The following is a 16,123-nucleotide window of genomic DNA, read 5'->3' as shown; positions in this document are numbered from 1 at the left end:
GGCCGAGCTACGCGACCTCGTAGGCCCGGATGAATTCCCGGTCGGGTTCGATGCCAAGGCCGGGCCCCTGGGGGATCGCAACCATCCCGTGATTGCGGGCAACCTGGCCCCGAATGTCCAGCGGCTCCTTCAGCAGTTCGTCGCGAAACAGGTTGTGGGTGGTGTCGAACTCCAGCATTGGCTCCCACGGCGTCAGCCCGCCCGGCAGCGCTGGCATGGCGGCCAGCAGGTGCAGGTTGGTGGCGACCGCCACGGCAGAGCCCCAGACATGGTTGATCACGGGGGTGAAATGGGCGTGGCAGAGCGTCAGGACACGCAAATACTCGCTGATACCGCCAAGGGCGCAGACCTCCGGTTGTGCGATGTCGAGCCCCCGGTTCTCGAGGATACTGCGCCAACCCCAGCGGTTAAATTCGGCCTCGCCGCCGGAGATGTTGACCTTCAGGCCAGACCGTAGCTCGCGGTAGCCGTCCAAATCTTCTGGTGCGATCGGCTCTTCGAACCAGTAGGCCCCCAGATCTTCCAGCGCCCGACCGACATAGAACGCGTCCGATGTTGTGTAGCAATGATTGGCATCGACCATGAAGCGGCCCGCGTCGCCGGTCCCGACGGCCACCGCTTCGCACATGCGCACATCGGCGCGCGGCCCCAGTCCGACCTTCATCTTGGTGGCAACAAAGCCCATGCCGATGATCGCCGCCGCCTCGTCACGGAAGCGCATGACGTGATCCTCAATGCTTTCCCGCTTGAGCATCATGCCGTAACCGTAAGCCGAGATCCGGTCGCGATGTGCCCCACCGATGAGCTTGTGCAGCGGCAGGCCCGCGACCTTGCCCGCAATGTCCCAAAGCGCAATATCCACCCCCGACAGCGCCTGCATAGGCATGCCCTTCTGGCCGTGGTCGCGCAGGAGGTTGTAGACCTTGTGCCAGATAACGTCACGGTCCATCGGGTCGTCGCCCAGCACCATCGGCTGGATGACCTTCTCCACGATCCCCTTGTTGGCGAGCGCCACGTTTCCGGGGCCGAAGCACTCTCCCCACCCGGTTATGCCCTCGTCTGTTTCGATCTCCACCAGATGTGCCGTGCGCCGGGAATAGAACTGCTGCGAGTAGCCAAGCTCTTCCGGCAGGTCGTATTGCAGGACGTGGCTGGTAACCCTGATGATCTTCATGCGTTCAGCCTCTCGAAGCGGCTCGTGTCCAGCGCGCGGGTTATCCGTTTCACCACCAGATAGTCGTGCAATGCCAAGGGCGAGCAATCATGCCCGAGTCCGGATTGGCCGATCCCGCCATGCGGCAGGTCGATGTCGTATTTCACCCCGTTGATCTGGATTTCGCCGTAGCGAAGCCGACCTGCCCAGGCCTCGGCCCGTGACAGGTCGCGTGTGAACAGATAGGCGGTCAGCCCGCCTTCGTCGCAGTCGTTGGCCATCTCCAGAAGCCGCGACTCGTCAGCAAAGGGGATCACGCTGACGATGGGGCCGAAGGTTTCCTGGCGGTAGACATCCATTGTCTCGGTGACGCCGTCGAGCACCGTCGGCGCGATGTAATGGCCCTTGTTCAGATGCGGCGGCCTGCCGCCGCCCGCCAGCAGCGTCGCGCCCTCTGCCACCGCGCTGTCGATCAACCCCTTGATCCGGGTCCAGGCCCGACCGTCGATGAGCGGGCCCGTGGTGATGTCCTGGTGGCGATCGAAGCCGACCCTGGCGGCCTGCGCCCGGCTGCGCAGCTTCTCGCGGAATGTCGCGTGTACCGACTCGGCCACGAAGACCCGGTTGGGAGAGACGCAGATCTGGCCGGCATTCGAGAACTTGACGCCGCAGATCACGTCGGCGGCCAGATCCAGGTCGGCATCGCCAAAGACGAGAACCGGCGCGTTGCCGCCCAGTTCCATTGAGTAGCGCTTGATCGAGGTCGCGCCGGCCCGCATGATGTGCTGCCCGGTCTTGGTGGATCCAATGAGCGTCACCACCGCCGGAATGGTCGAGGCCGTCAGCGCATCAGCCACATCGTATCCGTCAGTGCAGAGGATCTGCACAACCCCGCGGGGCAGCCCGATCCTTTCGCACAGCATCCCGACGGCATAGGCCGAGACCGGTGTGGCCTCGGAAGGACGAATGATGATCGGGCAACCCGCCGCCATCGCCGGACCGATCTTGAAAGCCAGGTTCAGAAGCGGGAAGTTCCAGGCCAGGAAGGCAAGGGCCACCCCGGCGGGTTCATGCACCAGCCGGTGGCTGTGGGTTCCGGCCCGGTCCACAAGGCCGATGTCGGCGACCCGTGCGATCTCCTCTGCATAGTAGTCGAGCGAGACGACAAGGCGGTCCCAATCCTCATGCGTCTGCGCCCAGGGCTTACCCATTTCGTGGTGGACGCAGCTGCGCAGCAGCTCTTCCTCGGCGATCACCTCGTCCCGCAGGCGCCGCATCCAGCCCTGGCGCTCGCAGATCGGTGCCCGCGCCCACCCCGGGAAAGCAGCCTTGGCCGCCTGCAAAGCAAGTTCGGCCTCTGGCAGCCTGGCGGTGGCGACGGTTGCGATCAGTTCCTCGGTGGCGGGGTTCACCACGTCCTTCCGGCCGCCCCCCGCCACCAGGGCACCGTCAATATACATCTCTGTCGGGAATTCCATCTGGCCCTCAGTCGAAAAGGTTGGCGATATTGGTCTTGATCCGGTCGCCGACATAGAGAGCCAGCGCCTGGATGGTCGATGTCGGGTTCACAGCACCGGCCGTCACGAAGATCGACCCATCGACGATGAACAGGTTCTTGACATCGTGGCTGCGCCCCCAGCTATTCACAACCGACCGCTCGGGATCATTGCCCATCCGGCATGTGCCCATCTGGTGCCACCCTGCCCGCCACCAGACCTTTCCATCCCCCTTCGACAGAATCCTACGGGCGCCGGCGGCCCGCAGCACCTCACTGGCACGGGCCTCGCCATGTTCCAGCATCCGCCGGGTATTCTCGCCCAGTCGATAGGTAATCTTCGGGGCCGGGATGCCGTCACTGTCGGTCAGTTCCGGGTCGAGAGTGACGCAGTTCTCTTCTTCCGGCAGATCCTCGGACACGATGGTGAGCCCGGCGAGATAGGGATAGATCTCATCCATGATCTCGCGGTGCGCCGCCCCCCAGGGGATCGGGTCGTCGATACCATAGCCGCCAAGCGCATAGGTCATAGGCGTGGTGGAGCGGCCCGAATGCAGCCCATAGCCCCGCACGAAACCGCGCGAAGGGTCGGACTCGTAGAACTCCTGACTGAGGATTGAGCAGGCCATCGGCCCCTCATGCCCCAGCATGGGTTCGTCAAAGACCCCCGTGACCCCGATCAACGGATGGAACATCAGGTTCTTGCCGACCATGCCCGAGCGATTGGCAAGCCCCTCGGGAAACAGGCCGGAACGCGAGTTGAGCAACAGCCGCGGTGTGCCGATCCCGTTGCAGGCGACGACCACCATTTCGGCCTTCTGTTCGTGCAACTGCCCGTCCGCCCCGTGATACAGCACGCCGGAGGCAAGGCCCGTACGCTGATCGACCAGGATTTCCCGGACCCGGGACCTGGTGCGCAGTTCCACCCCGGCATTCTCGAGGATCGGCCAGTAAGTGAAATTGGTTCCGCCCTTCGCGCCCGCCGCACAGCCCAGATCGCAGGTGCCCGCGTTGACGCATTTCTGTCGTCCGTCGCGATCCTCGCTGAGGATGGCGACATCCGAAGGCCACCAATGCCAACCCAGCTTGTTGAACCCCTGCGCCAGGGTCTGTCCGAGCTTGCCAATCGGAATCGGCGGCAGGGGTGGCTTGTACTCAGGGTATGCCGGATTGCCCGCAAGACCGGAGACGCCGGTGTTGGCATCGTTCATGTCGTAGAACGGGGCAAGGGTGTGGTAGTCGAGCGGCCAGTCCTCTCCGACGCCATCCAGCGTCCGGGTGCGGAAGTCCGAAGGCCGCATCCGTGGCCAATGCCCGAGGAAATTGATGGTCGAGCCACCGACACCGTTCCAGTTGACCGGTGTGATGCAGCTGTCGTTCGAATTGATCGGGTAGTCTTGCGGTTGCCGTCGCACGTTGGGATCGCAGGAGAACTCGGCATAACGGGCCAGTTCATAGTCCTCGCGGCGTGAAGGAAAGTCTCTGTCGGGCAGGTGGCCGCCCTGTTCCAGGCACAGGATCCGCATGCGCGTCTCGAGAAGCGACCAGGCGATCGCCGCGCCCGACGCGCCGGCTCCGATGATCAGGACATCTACCGGTTCATGGCTCATGCTGCACCTCCCGTCGGATCTCGATAGATCGGCCCACGCGCCCGAACCGGGGCGGTCAGCCGTTTCATCAGCTCGGGCGGTTCCCGATCCACTGGATAGCCCTTCGGATGCACCGGATGCGCCCCGACGCCCAGCTTTTCGCGCATGTCGGGACGGCTGTAGTAGGCCATGTAGACGGCGCTCAGCAGTTGCCTAAAGTCCTCCGGGCGGTCCTTCTCCAACCGGGAGACGAGCCTGGGCGAGACCTCGCCGGGCTGCGCTCGCACCTCCGAGAGCAACGCCCTGATCGCCGAAGCAAGGGTCGGTTCGGTCGCTTCGATGAGGCCGGACGCCAGTCCAAGCTGCCCGGCGCCGGGAATGGCGCGATCGGGATTGGCCGGGATCAACTGGTCCAGGATCGCTGTCAGCAGTTCGATATCGGATTGCATGATCATCGTCCTCCTATCGGCTACCTGCAGAGTCGCCGCGGGAAACTGCATCTATGGCAACAGCCAGAAGCAGTATGGCGCCGGACACCATCAGCTTGTCGGCCGCACTCGCTCCGGTCAGGTCCAGACCGTTGCCGAGAGACCCGATGACCAGCGCACCAAGGATCGCGTTCCAGACCGACCCGCGCCCGCCAAACAGGGACGTACCGCCAATAACCGCCGCCCCGATTGCTTCCAGTAGCAGCGAACCGCCGGCAAAGGCCGTGTAGGAGACCGAGCCATAGCGCGAGGCGCCGAAAATCCCGCCGATCGCCGCCATCAACCCGACGATGCCGAATCCTGCCGCGCGGATGCGCTTGACCTTCATTCCTACTCGCCGTGCGCTTTCGGCATTGCCGCCCACGGCAAACAGGGCACGACCGAAAGGCGTCGATGTGGTGATCCATCCCAGCAGGCCGGTAATGCCGACAAGCAGCACCAGCAGCAGAGGCAGCGAGCGATAGGCGTTCAGCGTCAGGATGACCGAGATCACGATGACCCCGAACAGGAAAACCTGTCCCCACAGGGCCAGCGGGCTATCGATTTCAAGCCCCCGGGCCCGACGCTTCATCTGCTTTCGCAGGCTCCCGTAGGCAAAGAGTGCCACCACCACAATCCCAAGCGCGACACCCCACAGGTCGGGGATCAGAACCCGCGCGAATCCGCGCACGAAGGGGTCGCTGACATTCAGGTTCCCGGTCGGCAGGATCTTCTGCATCAGCCCCTGGAATCCAAGCAGGCCGGCCAGCGTGACCACGAAGGCGGGAATACCGACATAGGCCACCAGCAGGCCCTGGGCCAATCCCATCAGGGTACCGATCGCCATGACGATCAAACAGGCCAGCCAACCCGGAACCCCGGCCAGCACCAGCACGCCCAGTAGCGCCGCGCAGACGCCCGCGGTCGCCGCGGCCGACAAGTCGATATCGCCCAGCAACAAGACTACAGTGATGCCCACCGCCAGCGTCGCGATGACCGAGGACTGCATGAACAGGTTGTAGATGTTGCGCGGACTTAGAAAGATCACGCGAAAACTATCTGCCGCACCGGTCGCCAGGTCGTAGAGCGGCATCACGAGGCCGAAGTAGCCCCAGATCACCGCAAGGGCGAACAGCACGGGAACGAAGGTGCCGAATTGCGTCCGGCGCAGCGCGCGGAAGCGGTCCAGCAGGGAAAGGCGGGCGTCAGGCTGCATCGGATGTGCTCGGGTCAAGGCCGCGCGTCATGGCGACGACGATCTCATCGGGATTGGTGTCCGCAGTGCGGTAAGTGGCGACATTACTGCCATGACGCAGCACGCAGATCCTGTCGGACACCTCGAAGATATCGCGCATGTTGTGAGAGATGTAGACCACGGCGTGACCTGTCTCGCGCATGCGCTTGACCACCTCCAACACCTGCCGGGTCTGCGCGACACCCAGGGCGGCGGTCGGTTCGTCGAGCATCACGACGGTGCTTTGCGCCCCCACAGCGCGGGCAATTGCGATTGCCTGTCGCTGACCGCCGGACAAGCCGCCGACCTTGGCGCGCACCGATTGCAGCGTCCGCACTTCCAGACGGTCGATTGCGCTGCGTGCCCGGACCTCCATTTCCAGTTCGTCCAGCGGGCGCAGCAGGCGGGGAAGGAATCCCCATCCCGGCTTGACAGGTTCCGTGCCCAGCGACAGGTTCGCCGCCACATCAAGGTTCTCGCACAGGGCCAAGTCCTGGTAGACGATCTGGATGCCAAGCGCGGCCGCATCGTTGGGGGAGTTCACTCCGACTGGCCTGTCGTCGAGAAAGAACTGTCCCTCGTCCGCCGTAAGGGCCCCGGCCAGCACCTTCATCAGGGTCGACTTACCGGCGCCGTTGTCACCAACCAGCGCCATGACCTCACCGCGGGCGACCTCGAAATCCACGCCTTTCAGGGCATGGACACCGCCGAACCGCTTGTGGATTCCGCGCACGGCAAGGTGCGCTGGTGGGGCTGACCGCCCCACCACTCTTTCCTCGTTTCGTGTCATGACAGGGGGCTACTGACAGAAGTCGGTCTTGGCCGCTTCACCCTGGCACACCATCTCGCGTGTGACCGAGGGATCGTGTTCGATCACATAGCCCACGCCCTCGGTGCCGACAGCCGAATAGGCGTCAATCGGCACAAAGGCCACGTCCGCCCCGACGCCATTCTGCACGACCTCGGTCGCCAGGTCGTCATAGGGCTCGTCCTTGAGGAGACGGACAGCCACTTCGGCAGCAGCATAGCCCATCTCGTGCAACGGGCGCCAACCGCACTGGGTCTGCTTGCCCAGCAGCATCAGCTGCAGCGCCTGGACGGTGCAGTCAAGGCCCGATACCGGGACCGTGCCGGCCATGCCCTGTTCTTCCATCGCCGCGATAGCGGCGCCGGCGTTACCATCGTTCGAGGAAACAACGCCCTGCACATTATTGCCCAGCAGCGTCAGGGCCTGGTCCATGGAGCGGCGGGCGATGGCGGGATCCCAACCCGGCGTCCAGTTCTCGTACCCCAGGATGCGCTCGCCCGAGTCGAACAGCGGCTGCAGGACCGACATCTGGCCATCCGAGATCACGGCCGCATTGGGATCGGTCGGCGAGCCGCGGAGCAATACCAGCGTGTCCCCGGATTTCGTGTTGTCCACCACGTGTTGCGCCTGGGCAGCACCGGTGGCAAACATGTCGGCCTGGATCCAGACCAGCGTATTCTCCGAATTGATCATGCGGTCATAGGCGATTGTCGGCACGCCCTCCTCGGCCGCCGTATCCGCGATGATCGCGGAACTGTCACCGTCGATCGGGATCACCACCAGGACATCGGCGCCCTGCGTCAACGCCTGTTCCGCCTGCCGTTGCTGCATTGCGGTGTCGTTGTTCGCGTTGAACACTTCGACATCCACATCCGGCGCGATCTCGGCCATCCGCGCCTTGAAGGCGGCGGCATCCTGCTGTTCCCAGCGCGGGTTCACGTTTTCGGGCAGCAACAGCGCCACCATATCCTTCGCCGACGCCGCCCCGCCCGCGAAGAAAGCGGCAGCGGCCACACTGCCTGCCAATAGACCTTTTGTAGCCTTCAAGAACATCTTATCCTCCGTCTCGATGTCTGTGGCGCTTTCCGCGCCGAGGTGTCTGGTGGCAGTCAACCCTTTTCAGGGCCGCACGGGCAGTTCGAGCCAGGTTCCAAGTTGTCTCGAACTGCCGCCACTAGCCGGCCACCGTCCCGGCCACTGGCAATCTGTTTGTCAGCCTGTTCTCCCGGCCTTGCCAAAACCCGCAATCGCGCCGGAAAGGCGGGTGTGGGTATCCCCCAGATGTTCGGTCATCGTCGCCATGGCACGCGCACCGTCCCGCGCCTCGATCGCCTCAAGCACCTGCCTGTGGAGGGGAATTGACCGCTGGTTCTCGCGCGGGTCTGCGTTGGTCAGCCGGATCGAACTGAGCAGAGCCGAGAAGATGACCCCTTCCATTGCCATCAGGATCTCGTTGTTTGCGGCGCGCAGGATGGCCCGGTGAAACAGCGCATCGGCCACAACGAAAGCCTCGATCGACGCGGCAGACTCCATTCTGTCCTGTGCGGAGCGGATTTCCAGGATCTGTTCGTCAGTGGCAGAAACGGCCGCCCATGCTGCGGCACTTGGCTCGAACACCTGACGAACATCCATCAACTGGCGAAGGAATTCCGGACGCGGCTCCACCCCCTGATGCCAGGCAAGAACGTCGTCATCGAGCAGGTTCCAGCTGCTTCTCCGACGCACACGGGTGCCTATGCCGCGCCGGACCTCGAGCAGCCCCTTGGCGACCAGAAGCTTGACCGCCTCGCGCACCACCGTCTTGCTGACCCCGAAACGCGCCGCAAGCTTGCCCTCATCCTCGACAAGATCATTCTCGCGATAATGACCAGCCACGATGCGCCGCCCGATCTCGCGGCTGACCTGGGTGGTCAGGTTCGGCGTGATGCCCACCACGTCTTTCAGATCGTAAAAAAGAAGCTCGCTCATGGCAACTTCATAAACATGTGATGTTTCCTTTGTCTAGATGTTTTTGCTCTATTGGGCCGCATATTGCGCCCGGTGGTTTTCATCCCGCGCGACGCGGAAATACGAAAGCCCACACAGCCAGAACCGAGGACGTCAACCTGCCCACCGGCTGACCATCAATCCAGTCGTTGGGACATGATCCAGAGCGCAAACGCTGTCATGGCAGTTGAAGCGCCTTCTCCAGGCCCTCGAACGCGCTCTCCAGGATTATGTCGCGCGCGGCAATGTGCCGACCTGATGCGCGCACCTTCCGCGGGCAGAAGCCGGCGGCAACACCGCATGCTCCCGCCGGCGAGACCGGCCCCTTTCACACTTGCCTGGCGAGTTCCGGCACCACCGTTCCGATAGCTTGCCCCATCCAGTCGCCGGCTTCCGGAGCTACAATCGGCCCCGCCCAATTCGCTAGGCTCGTGCCATCGGCACCGCAAGCCACGCAAACACGCACCTCCCTAAAGGAGGACACAACGGAAGGCATGGAACGCCGGTGCCGCAGATGACATTGTCATCGACAGTGGTTGCCGGAAAATCTGGTGCCCGAGGCGAGACTCGAACTCGCACGCCTTGCGGCGGCGGATTTTGAATCCGCTGCGTCTACCATTCCACCACTCGGGCAGCACCGGGGCTGGTTCTAGCGCGCCGGAAAGCCACGGTCCATTGCAAATTTGCGTGGATTCTTTACCCGGGCGGGCCGGGCGACTAAGGAACCATTGAAGGGACCATCATGAAAATCCTGATCACCAACGACGACGGAATCAACGCACCCGGGCTGAAAGTGCTCGAGGCCATCGCCGAGGCCATTGCCGGCCCCTCGGGCGAAGTCTGGACCGTCGCCCCGGCCTTCGAGCAGTCCGGCGTCGCGCATTGCATCTCCTACACCCGACCGGTGATGATCTCCGAATTCGGACCGCGCCGCTTTGCCTGCGAGGGCTCGCCCGCCGATTGCGTGCTGGCCGGGGTCCACGAAGTGCTGCACGCCGCGCCCGATCTGGTGCTCTCGGGCGTCAACAAGGGCAACAACGCGGCCGAGAACACGCTTTACTCGGGTACCATCGGGGCCGCGATGGAGGGCGCCCTGCAGGGGTTGCGCGCCATCGCCCTGTCGCAGTTCTGGGGACCGGGCAACGCCGATCTCGACAACCCGTTCGAGGCCGCCGCCGCCCATGGCACCGATGCGGTCCGCGCGATCTGGGAGAACGGCGACTGGCGCGAGGAAGACTACCGGCTGTTCTACAACGTCAATTTCCCGCCCTGCCCGGCCTCGGCCGTGAAGGGCCGCCGGGTCACAACGCAGGGCTTCCGCGAGGCGACCAGCTTCGGCGTCGCCCCCAGCATCGCGCCGAACGGGCGCAAGTTCCTCTGGATCAAGGGCGGGGCACAGCACCATCCGACCGGGGCCGGCACCGATGCCGCCGCCAATCTGGACGGATATGTCTCGATCACCCCGATGCGCGCCGACCTGACCGCGCATGACCGGCTGGCGGCGCTGCGGGACGCGCTGGAATGATCGACGACGCCGAACGCCAGATGCAGTTCCTCTACACGCTCCGTTCGCACGGGGTGACGGATGCGCGCGTGCTCGGCGCGATGGAGACGATCGACCGGGGCACCTTCGTGCGCGGCCTCTTCGCCGAACGCGCCTACGAAGATACGCCGCTGCCGATCCCCTGCGGCCAGACGATCAGCCAACCCTCGGTGGTCGGGCTGATGACCCAGGCGCTGAACATCTCGCCGCGCGACAAGATACTCGAGGTCGGCACCGGTTCGGGCTATCAGGCGGCGATCCTCAGCAAGCTGGCGCGGCGGGTCTACACGGTGGACCGGTTCCGGCGCCTGGTGCGCGAGGCGCAGGCGGTGTTCGACGAGCTGAAACTGACCAACATCACGGCGATGACGGCGGACGGCAGCCACGGGCTGCCGGAACAGGCGCCCTTCGACCGGATTCTGGTCACCGCGGCCGCCGAGGACCCGCCCGGCACCCTGTTGTCGCAACTCCGGATTGGCGGTATCATGGTGATACCCGTCGGCCAGTCCGATACGGTGCAGAGCCTGATCCGCGTCACGCGCTCGGAGACGGGTTACGATTACGAGGAACTGCGTCCGGTGCGCTTCGTGCCGCTGGTCGAGGGGCTGGGACAGGACTAGCGCCGCGCCTGCGGTGCGTCGGGATGGAACAAGGCGCCGGGCAACCGGCGTGGGGTGGCCAAGGTTCGCAATGAAGACGAACCGCGGACAAGAGGTGGTGAGCATGATGACTATTCGCATTTCTCGCGGTCTGATGACGGGTGCGGCGCTTCTGGCGCTGGCCGGATGCACGGATCCGATAGATTTCGATCTTCGCGACCTCGGCAACGGATTCGACACCTCGGATGCGGTCCGCCAGCGCAGCCTCGACCGGCCCGCCACCGATGATCGCGGCGTGATCTCCTATCCCGGCTATCAGGTGGTCGTGGCCCGCCGTGGCGATACCGTCGCCAGCGTCGCCGCCCGGGTCGGTCTGGGGGCCGAAGAACTGGCCCGCTACAACGGCCTGTCCACCGGCGACACCCTGCGCGCCAACGAGGTGCTGGCCCTGCCGCGCCGGGTGGCCGAGCCCTCGCCCGCCACCGGGGCGCTGCCCTCGGGCGGCAATGTCGATGTGTCGGTCATCGCCGGTTCGGCGCTCGACCGCGCCGAAGGTGCCAATCCGGCGCCGGCCGCCTCCCCGGCGACCCCCAGCAGCCCCGAGCCGGTGCGCCACAAGGTGGCACGCGGCGAAACCGCCTATTCCATCGCCCGGCTCTACAACGTCTCGGTCCGCGCCCTGTCGGAATGGAACGGGCTGGGGCCTGATCTCGCGATCCGCGAGGGCCAGTATCTGCTGATCCCGGTCACCCAGCCCGTGGCGCCGCGCACCGCCGAGCCCGAACCCCTGCCCGGCACCGGCTCTCCCACGCCCGAGCCGCCCTCGGCCAAGGAGCCCCTGCCCGCCGAAGATGTGGCGCCGGTGACGCCCAAGGACGTGCCCGCCTCGCCTGACCTGTCCAAGGGCAAATCCTCGAGCTCGCGGCTGGCGATGCCGGTGGCCGGCAAGATCATCCGCGAATACGCAAAGAAGAAGAACGAGGGCATCGACATTTCCGCCGCCGCCGGCAGCACGGTCGTGGCCGCCGGTGACGGCACCGTCGCCGCGATCACCCGGGACACCGAGCAGACGCCGATCCTCGTCATCCGCCACGCCAACAACCTGCTCACCGTCTATGCGGGGCTCGACGCGATCAAGGTCTCGAAGGGCGACAAGGTCAAGCGCGGGCAGGCCATCGGCGTGGTCCGCAAGGGCAACCCGCCCTTCGTGCATTTCGAGGTCCGCGAAGGCTTCGAAAGCGTCGATCCGGTGCCCTTCCTGAACTGATCCCCGACCGCCCGGCGTGGAAAAAAGACGCAGTTTGGGCACAGTCGTTGCAAAGTTTGGGACAATTCATCCGCTAGGTCTGTTCCCTGGACTGGGGACAGAACGGGTACGATGTCAGTTTATTTTGGATATAATGCGATCTACGGCACCCAGACCCTGGTCGACGGGGTGCCGCAGAATTACGCCTATGCGCCCAGCGAGGGCAGCACCTGGAGCTATACCGGCGATCAGACCTGGTTCCACGTCCGCGAGAACGACGGCGCAACGGTCTTCAACGGCGACAACACCAACGAGCAGATCGGAAGCAACGAACAGATCGGCGGCTCCTGGGAGCAACTCGCCTATGTCGACGGCGCCTATTACCAGACCATCTGGGATTATACCTTCACCGTGTCGAGCGGCGGCGACACCTACCGCGTCGGCGTCATAGACATCGACTTCAACAACAACGATTTCATCGATCTCGAAACCGACAACGGCTATTACCTCGTCTTTCCCGACGGGGTGCCGCCGCCCGGCAGCTATACCGTCGGACCGGTGGTCAAGAACGATTCCTACACGGCGCATTCCGAGATGGGCGGCACCGTGGTCTGCTTTGCCGCCGGGACGCTGATCGAGACGCCCGAAGGGCCGCGCCCGATCGAGGACATGGTTCCGGGCGACCTTGTCCTGACCAAGGACCGCGGTCCGCAACCGCTGCGCTGGAGCGGCTGTCGCCGGGTTCCCGCGCGCGGCAGCATGGCGCCGGTCGCCTTCGCCCCGGGCGCCATCGGCAACAGCCGGCGCCTTCTGGTCTCGCCGCAGCACCGGATCCTGGTGTCGGACTGGCGCGCGGAACTGCTATTCGGTGAAGGTTCGGTTCTGGTCCGCGCCAAGGACATGGTCAACGGAAGCACGATAACCCGGATCGAAGGCGGCAGCGTCACCTATCACCACATCCTCTTCGACCGGCACGAGATCGTCTTTGCCGAAGGGGTCGCCTCGGAGAGCTTCCAGCCGGGCGAGCAATCGCTGGCCAGCCTGGCGCCGGAAGCGGCGGAAGAACTGCTGACCCTGTTCCCGGACCTGCCGATGAATCCCGCCACCACGGGCCCGGCGGCCCGGCGGTCGCTGAAGAGCTTCGAGGCAAGCTGCCTGCTGGCGGCCTGACCAGGGCCCGGCGGATCAGAGTCGCAATCCGCGCCGCCCGGCCAGATCGGTGAAGAACTGCCAGGCCACCCGGCCCGACCGGGACCCGCGCGTCGCCTGCCATTCGATCGCCTCGGCCCGCAACTCGTCGTCATCGATCTCCAGCCCGTGCGCATCGCAATAGCCCCGGATCATCGCCAGATACTGGTCCTGATCGCAGGGGTGGAAGCCCAGCCACAAACCGAAGCGATCCGACAGCGAGACCTTTTCCTCCACGGCTTCCGAAGGGCTGATCGCGGTCGAACGTTCGTTCTCGATCATGTCACGCGGCATCAGGTGGCGGCGGTTCGAGGTGGCGTAGAACAGGACATTCTCGGGCCGGCCTTCGATGCCGCCGTCCAGCACCGCCTTGAGGCTCTTGTAATGCTGGTCGTCCTGGCTGAAGCTCAGATCGTCGCAGAACAGCAGGAACCGGTAGTCCGAGGCCCGCAGGTGCCGCAGCAGCCGGGTGACGGAGGGCAGGTCCTCGCGCTGGAGCTCGACGATCTTCAACCCCGGCACTTCGGCCGCGACCAGGGCATGCACCGCCTTGACCAGCGAGGATTTTCCCATCCCGCGTGCACCCCAGAGCAGTGCGTTGTTGGCCGGGACCCCGCGCGCGAACTGGCGCGTGTTCTCGATCAGGATGTCGCGGGCCCGGTCGATCCCGACCAGCAGATCCACCCCGATGCGCGAGACCCTGGGCACCGGTTCCAGCCGGTCGGGCGAGACATGCCAGACAAAGGCGTCCGCCGCCCCGAAATCCGGTGCCGACATGGGCGGCGGGCTGACCCGCTCCAGCGCCTCGGCAATGCGGATCAACGGGTCACTCATGGCTTCGGCTCCTCGTCTGCCTCCGGTTCGGGCTCTGGCTCGTCGTCATCCTCGGGGATGTCGAACAGGCTTTCGTCTTCACCGATGATGCCCTCGGCCCGGGCCTCTTCGTCCTTCTTCTTCTCGACCCAGACGACCAGGAAGATCGAAATCTCATAAAGCCCGTAGACCACGGTGAAGAGGATCACCTGGGTCGTCACGTCCGGCGGCGTGACCAGGGCCGCGACCACCAGAATGCCGACCACCGCATATTTCCGCGTCGCCTTGAGCCCGCGCGAACTGGCCAGCCCGGCCTTTCCCATCAGGGTCAGAAGCACCGGCAGCTGGAAGCAGAGGCCGAAGGCGACGATCATCTTCAGCGTGATGTCCAGCGTCTCGTTGACCTTGCCGTTGAAGACGATGTCGATGCCGGTGTCGGGCACCGCATCGGCCCCGGGCAGTCCCGTCGCCTCGCCCTGCACGATCGCCGCCACGAAACTGGGCAGATCGGCAAAGCCGAGGAAGAAGGTCATCGCCAGCGGCACGACGACGAAATGGGCAAAGCTGGCGCCGAGCAGGAACAGCACCGGAGAGGCGATCAGGAAGGGCAGGAAGGCGTTCTTTTCTTGCCGATACAGCCCCGGCGCCACGAAGCGCCACAGCTGATAGCCGATCACCGGGAAGGAAATCGCCAGCCCGCCGACCATCGAGATCCGGATCAGGGTGAAGAAATACTCCTGCGGAGCGGTGTATTGCATCACCGGGTTCGGGTTGCCGAGGCTGCGCATCGTCTTCTCGATCGGCATCAGCAGGAAATCGAGTATCGCGCTGCCGAAGGAAAAGCAGATCACCATGCCGGCGACAAAGGCCAGCACAGACCAGATCAGGCGTGTGCGCAACTCGGCCAGATGCTCGATCAGCGGGGCCGAACTGTCTTCGATCTCGTCTTCGGGGCTCATGTCGTGGGCTTCTTGCGGGCCGCGGTGCCGGCCTTGGCGGCCGGTTTCGCGGCGGTCCCGGCGGCAGCGGGTTTGCCTGCCCTCTTCGCCGCAGGCTTACCGGTCGCTTTGGCTGCGGGCTTGGCGGACGTCTTGGCGGCCGGCTTGGCAGGGGCCTTGGCCGCGGGTTTCGCCGCGGACTTGGTGGCCGGCTTGGCCGCCGCCTTGGCACGTGGCTTGGCCGGGGCCTTCGCGGACGCCTTGGCCGGCTTGGCGGTTTTCGGCGCCGCGGCTTCGGCGCCGTCGGACGTCTTGGCGGCCTCGGCGGCCTTGCGCTCGGTCGCGCGTTTGGCGGCAGCGGCCTCGATCTTGGCCTTGTTGGCGGCGCGTTCCTCGCTCAGCGCCTGGGTGGCCGGCCCGACGGGCTTCTTGTCCGTGGCCTTGCCGTCGGCGGGCTTCTGGGTCGCCTTCTTCATCGGGTCCCAGGCCTCGAACTTGCCGACCGCCTGGGACACCTTGTCCAGGCCGAGGCTCTTTGCCGAGGTCATGCCCTTGAGGTCCTTGGCGACATCGCCGACACCGCTTTCCTTGGCCGCGTCGTCCATCGCCCGGCTGAATTCGCGCGCCATCGAGCGGGCCTTGGCGGTGAACCGGCCCAGGGTATGGAACATCCCTGGCAGGTCCTTCGGACCCACCACGATCAGCGCCACCACGCCGATGATCAAGAGTTCTGACCCGCCGATGTCGAACATCGCTTCAGCCCCCGGCCTGCACTCAGGCCTTGTCCTTTTCCGCGGTCTTCGATGCGGCAGCTTTCGCTGCGGGCTTGGCCTCCACTTCCGGCGTCACGTCCATCGCGTCTTCCGCGGCGGCGTCCTCGATCTCTTTCGTTCCATCCGAGACGCCGCGCTTGAAGGCCGTGATGCCTTTGCCGACCTCGCCCATCAGCGACGAGATTTTGCCGCGCCCGAACAGCACCAGGACCACGACCGCGATCAGAAGCAGGCCCGGCAGGCCGATGTTGTTGAACATGGGTTCTCTCCCTGGGGGAATGCGCCCCCGAA

General features: G+C 65.0%; 16 protein-coding genes and 1 tRNA gene. 4 read left to right on the top strand and 13 right to left on the bottom strand.

From position 1 onward, the window contains the following. Nucleotides 1-7: 7 nt before the first annotated feature. The 9 genes from NUW50_RS03560 to NUW50_RS03520 form a co-directional block, all read right to left on the bottom strand. Nucleotides 8-1,174, bottom strand: coding sequence for a mandelate racemase/muconate lactonizing enzyme family protein (locus tag NUW50_RS03560; RefSeq protein ID WP_258287686.1), 1,167 nt, complete (start codon nucleotides 1,172-1,174; stop codon nucleotides 8-10). Continuing rightward, on the bottom strand, nucleotides 1,171-2,631 hold the full coding sequence (locus NUW50_RS03555) for an NAD-dependent succinate-semialdehyde dehydrogenase (RefSeq protein WP_258287685.1): 1,461 nt from the start codon (nucleotides 2,629-2,631) through the stop codon (nucleotides 1,171-1,173). The genes NUW50_RS03560 and NUW50_RS03555 overlap by 4 nt, the downstream gene beginning before the upstream one ends. A gap of 7 nt (nucleotides 2,632-2,638) precedes the next feature. Next, nucleotides 2,639-4,258 (bottom strand): GMC family oxidoreductase, encoded by a 1,620-nt coding sequence (locus NUW50_RS03550; RefSeq protein WP_258287684.1) that lies wholly within the window; start codon nucleotides 4,256-4,258, stop codon nucleotides 2,639-2,641. Next, complete coding sequence (locus tag NUW50_RS03545) at nucleotides 4,255-4,686, bottom strand: hypothetical protein (RefSeq protein ID WP_258287683.1); 432 nt, start codon at nucleotides 4,684-4,686, stop codon at nucleotides 4,255-4,257. Before NUW50_RS03545 ends, NUW50_RS03550 begins: the two co-directional genes overlap by 4 nt. A gap of 13 nt (nucleotides 4,687-4,699) precedes the next feature. Next, nucleotides 4,700-5,920: a sugar ABC transporter permease gene (locus NUW50_RS03540; RefSeq protein ID WP_258287682.1), complete on the bottom strand. Its 1,221-nt coding sequence runs from the start codon at nucleotides 5,918-5,920 to the stop codon at nucleotides 4,700-4,702. Next, complete coding sequence (locus NUW50_RS03535) at nucleotides 5,910-6,728, bottom strand: ATP-binding cassette domain-containing protein (RefSeq protein ID WP_258287681.1); 819 nt, start codon at nucleotides 6,726-6,728, stop codon at nucleotides 5,910-5,912. Before NUW50_RS03535 ends, NUW50_RS03540 begins: the two co-directional genes overlap by 11 nt. Before the next feature lie 9 nt (nucleotides 6,729-6,737). After that, nucleotides 6,738-7,799, bottom strand: a complete 1,062-nt coding sequence (locus tag NUW50_RS03530) for an ABC transporter substrate-binding protein (RefSeq protein WP_258287680.1) — start codon at nucleotides 7,797-7,799, stop codon at nucleotides 6,738-6,740. A gap of 159 nt (nucleotides 7,800-7,958) precedes the next feature. Further along, nucleotides 7,959-8,714: a FadR/GntR family transcriptional regulator gene (locus tag NUW50_RS03525; RefSeq protein ID WP_258287679.1), complete on the bottom strand. Its 756-nt coding sequence runs from the start codon at nucleotides 8,712-8,714 to the stop codon at nucleotides 7,959-7,961. A 567-nt stretch (nucleotides 8,715-9,281) separates the two neighbouring features. Next, a tRNA-Leu gene (locus tag NUW50_RS03520) sits at nucleotides 9,282-9,365 on the bottom strand. Nucleotides 9,366-9,474: 109 nt separating this feature from the next. Between NUW50_RS03520 and surE the strand changes: the two genes are divergently transcribed. The 4 genes from surE (at nucleotide 9,475) to NUW50_RS03500 (ending at nucleotide 13,290) form a co-directional block, all read left to right on the top strand. Next, nucleotides 9,475-10,257, top strand: a complete 783-nt coding sequence (gene surE / locus NUW50_RS03515) for a 5'/3'-nucleotidase SurE (RefSeq protein ID WP_258287678.1) — start codon at nucleotides 9,475-9,477, stop codon at nucleotides 10,255-10,257. Beyond that, on the top strand, nucleotides 10,254-10,895 hold the full coding sequence (locus NUW50_RS03510) for a protein-L-isoaspartate(D-aspartate) O-methyltransferase (RefSeq protein WP_258287677.1): 642 nt from the start codon (nucleotides 10,254-10,256) through the stop codon (nucleotides 10,893-10,895). Before surE ends, NUW50_RS03510 begins: the two co-directional genes overlap by 4 nt. 103 nt (nucleotides 10,896-10,998) lie before the next feature. Continuing rightward, nucleotides 10,999-12,141, top strand: a complete 1,143-nt coding sequence (locus NUW50_RS03505; RefSeq protein WP_443135072.1) for a peptidoglycan DD-metalloendopeptidase family protein — start codon at nucleotides 10,999-11,001, stop codon at nucleotides 12,139-12,141. 111 nt (nucleotides 12,142-12,252) lie between these two features. Continuing rightward, nucleotides 12,253-13,290, top strand: a complete 1,038-nt coding sequence (locus tag NUW50_RS03500; protein ID WP_258287676.1) for a Hint domain-containing protein — start codon at nucleotides 12,253-12,255, stop codon at nucleotides 13,288-13,290. Between the two features lie 15 nt (nucleotides 13,291-13,305). Here NUW50_RS03500 and NUW50_RS03495 read toward each other — a convergent pair whose 3' ends face one another. From NUW50_RS03495 to NUW50_RS03480, 4 genes are read right to left on the bottom strand one after another with little or no spacing between them, the layout of a single operon-like run. Next, nucleotides 13,306-14,142 (bottom strand): ATP-binding protein, encoded by an 837-nt coding sequence (locus NUW50_RS03495; RefSeq protein ID WP_258287675.1) that lies wholly within the window; start codon nucleotides 14,140-14,142, stop codon nucleotides 13,306-13,308. Further along, nucleotides 14,139-15,080, bottom strand: coding sequence for a twin-arginine translocase subunit TatC (gene tatC, locus NUW50_RS03490; protein ID WP_258287674.1), 942 nt, complete (start codon nucleotides 15,078-15,080; stop codon nucleotides 14,139-14,141). The genes NUW50_RS03495 and tatC overlap by 4 nt, the downstream gene beginning before the upstream one ends. After that, nucleotides 15,077-15,811: a Sec-independent protein translocase protein TatB gene (gene tatB / locus NUW50_RS03485; protein ID WP_258287673.1), complete on the bottom strand. Its 735-nt coding sequence runs from the start codon at nucleotides 15,809-15,811 to the stop codon at nucleotides 15,077-15,079. Before tatB ends, tatC begins: the two co-directional genes overlap by 4 nt. A gap of 22 nt (nucleotides 15,812-15,833) precedes the next feature. After that, nucleotides 15,834-16,091, bottom strand: a complete 258-nt coding sequence (locus NUW50_RS03480; protein ID WP_258287672.1) for a twin-arginine translocase TatA/TatE family subunit — start codon at nucleotides 16,089-16,091, stop codon at nucleotides 15,834-15,836. Between the last annotated feature and the right edge of the window lie 32 nt (nucleotides 16,092-16,123).

The organism is Frigidibacter sp. ROC022, assembly GCF_024723735.1.
GTDB lineage: Bacteria > Pseudomonadota > Alphaproteobacteria > Rhodobacterales > Rhodobacteraceae > SLM-1.
The sequence above is the reverse complement of the archived record's forward strand: the minus strand, read 5'-3'. Positions and strand labels throughout refer to the sequence as shown.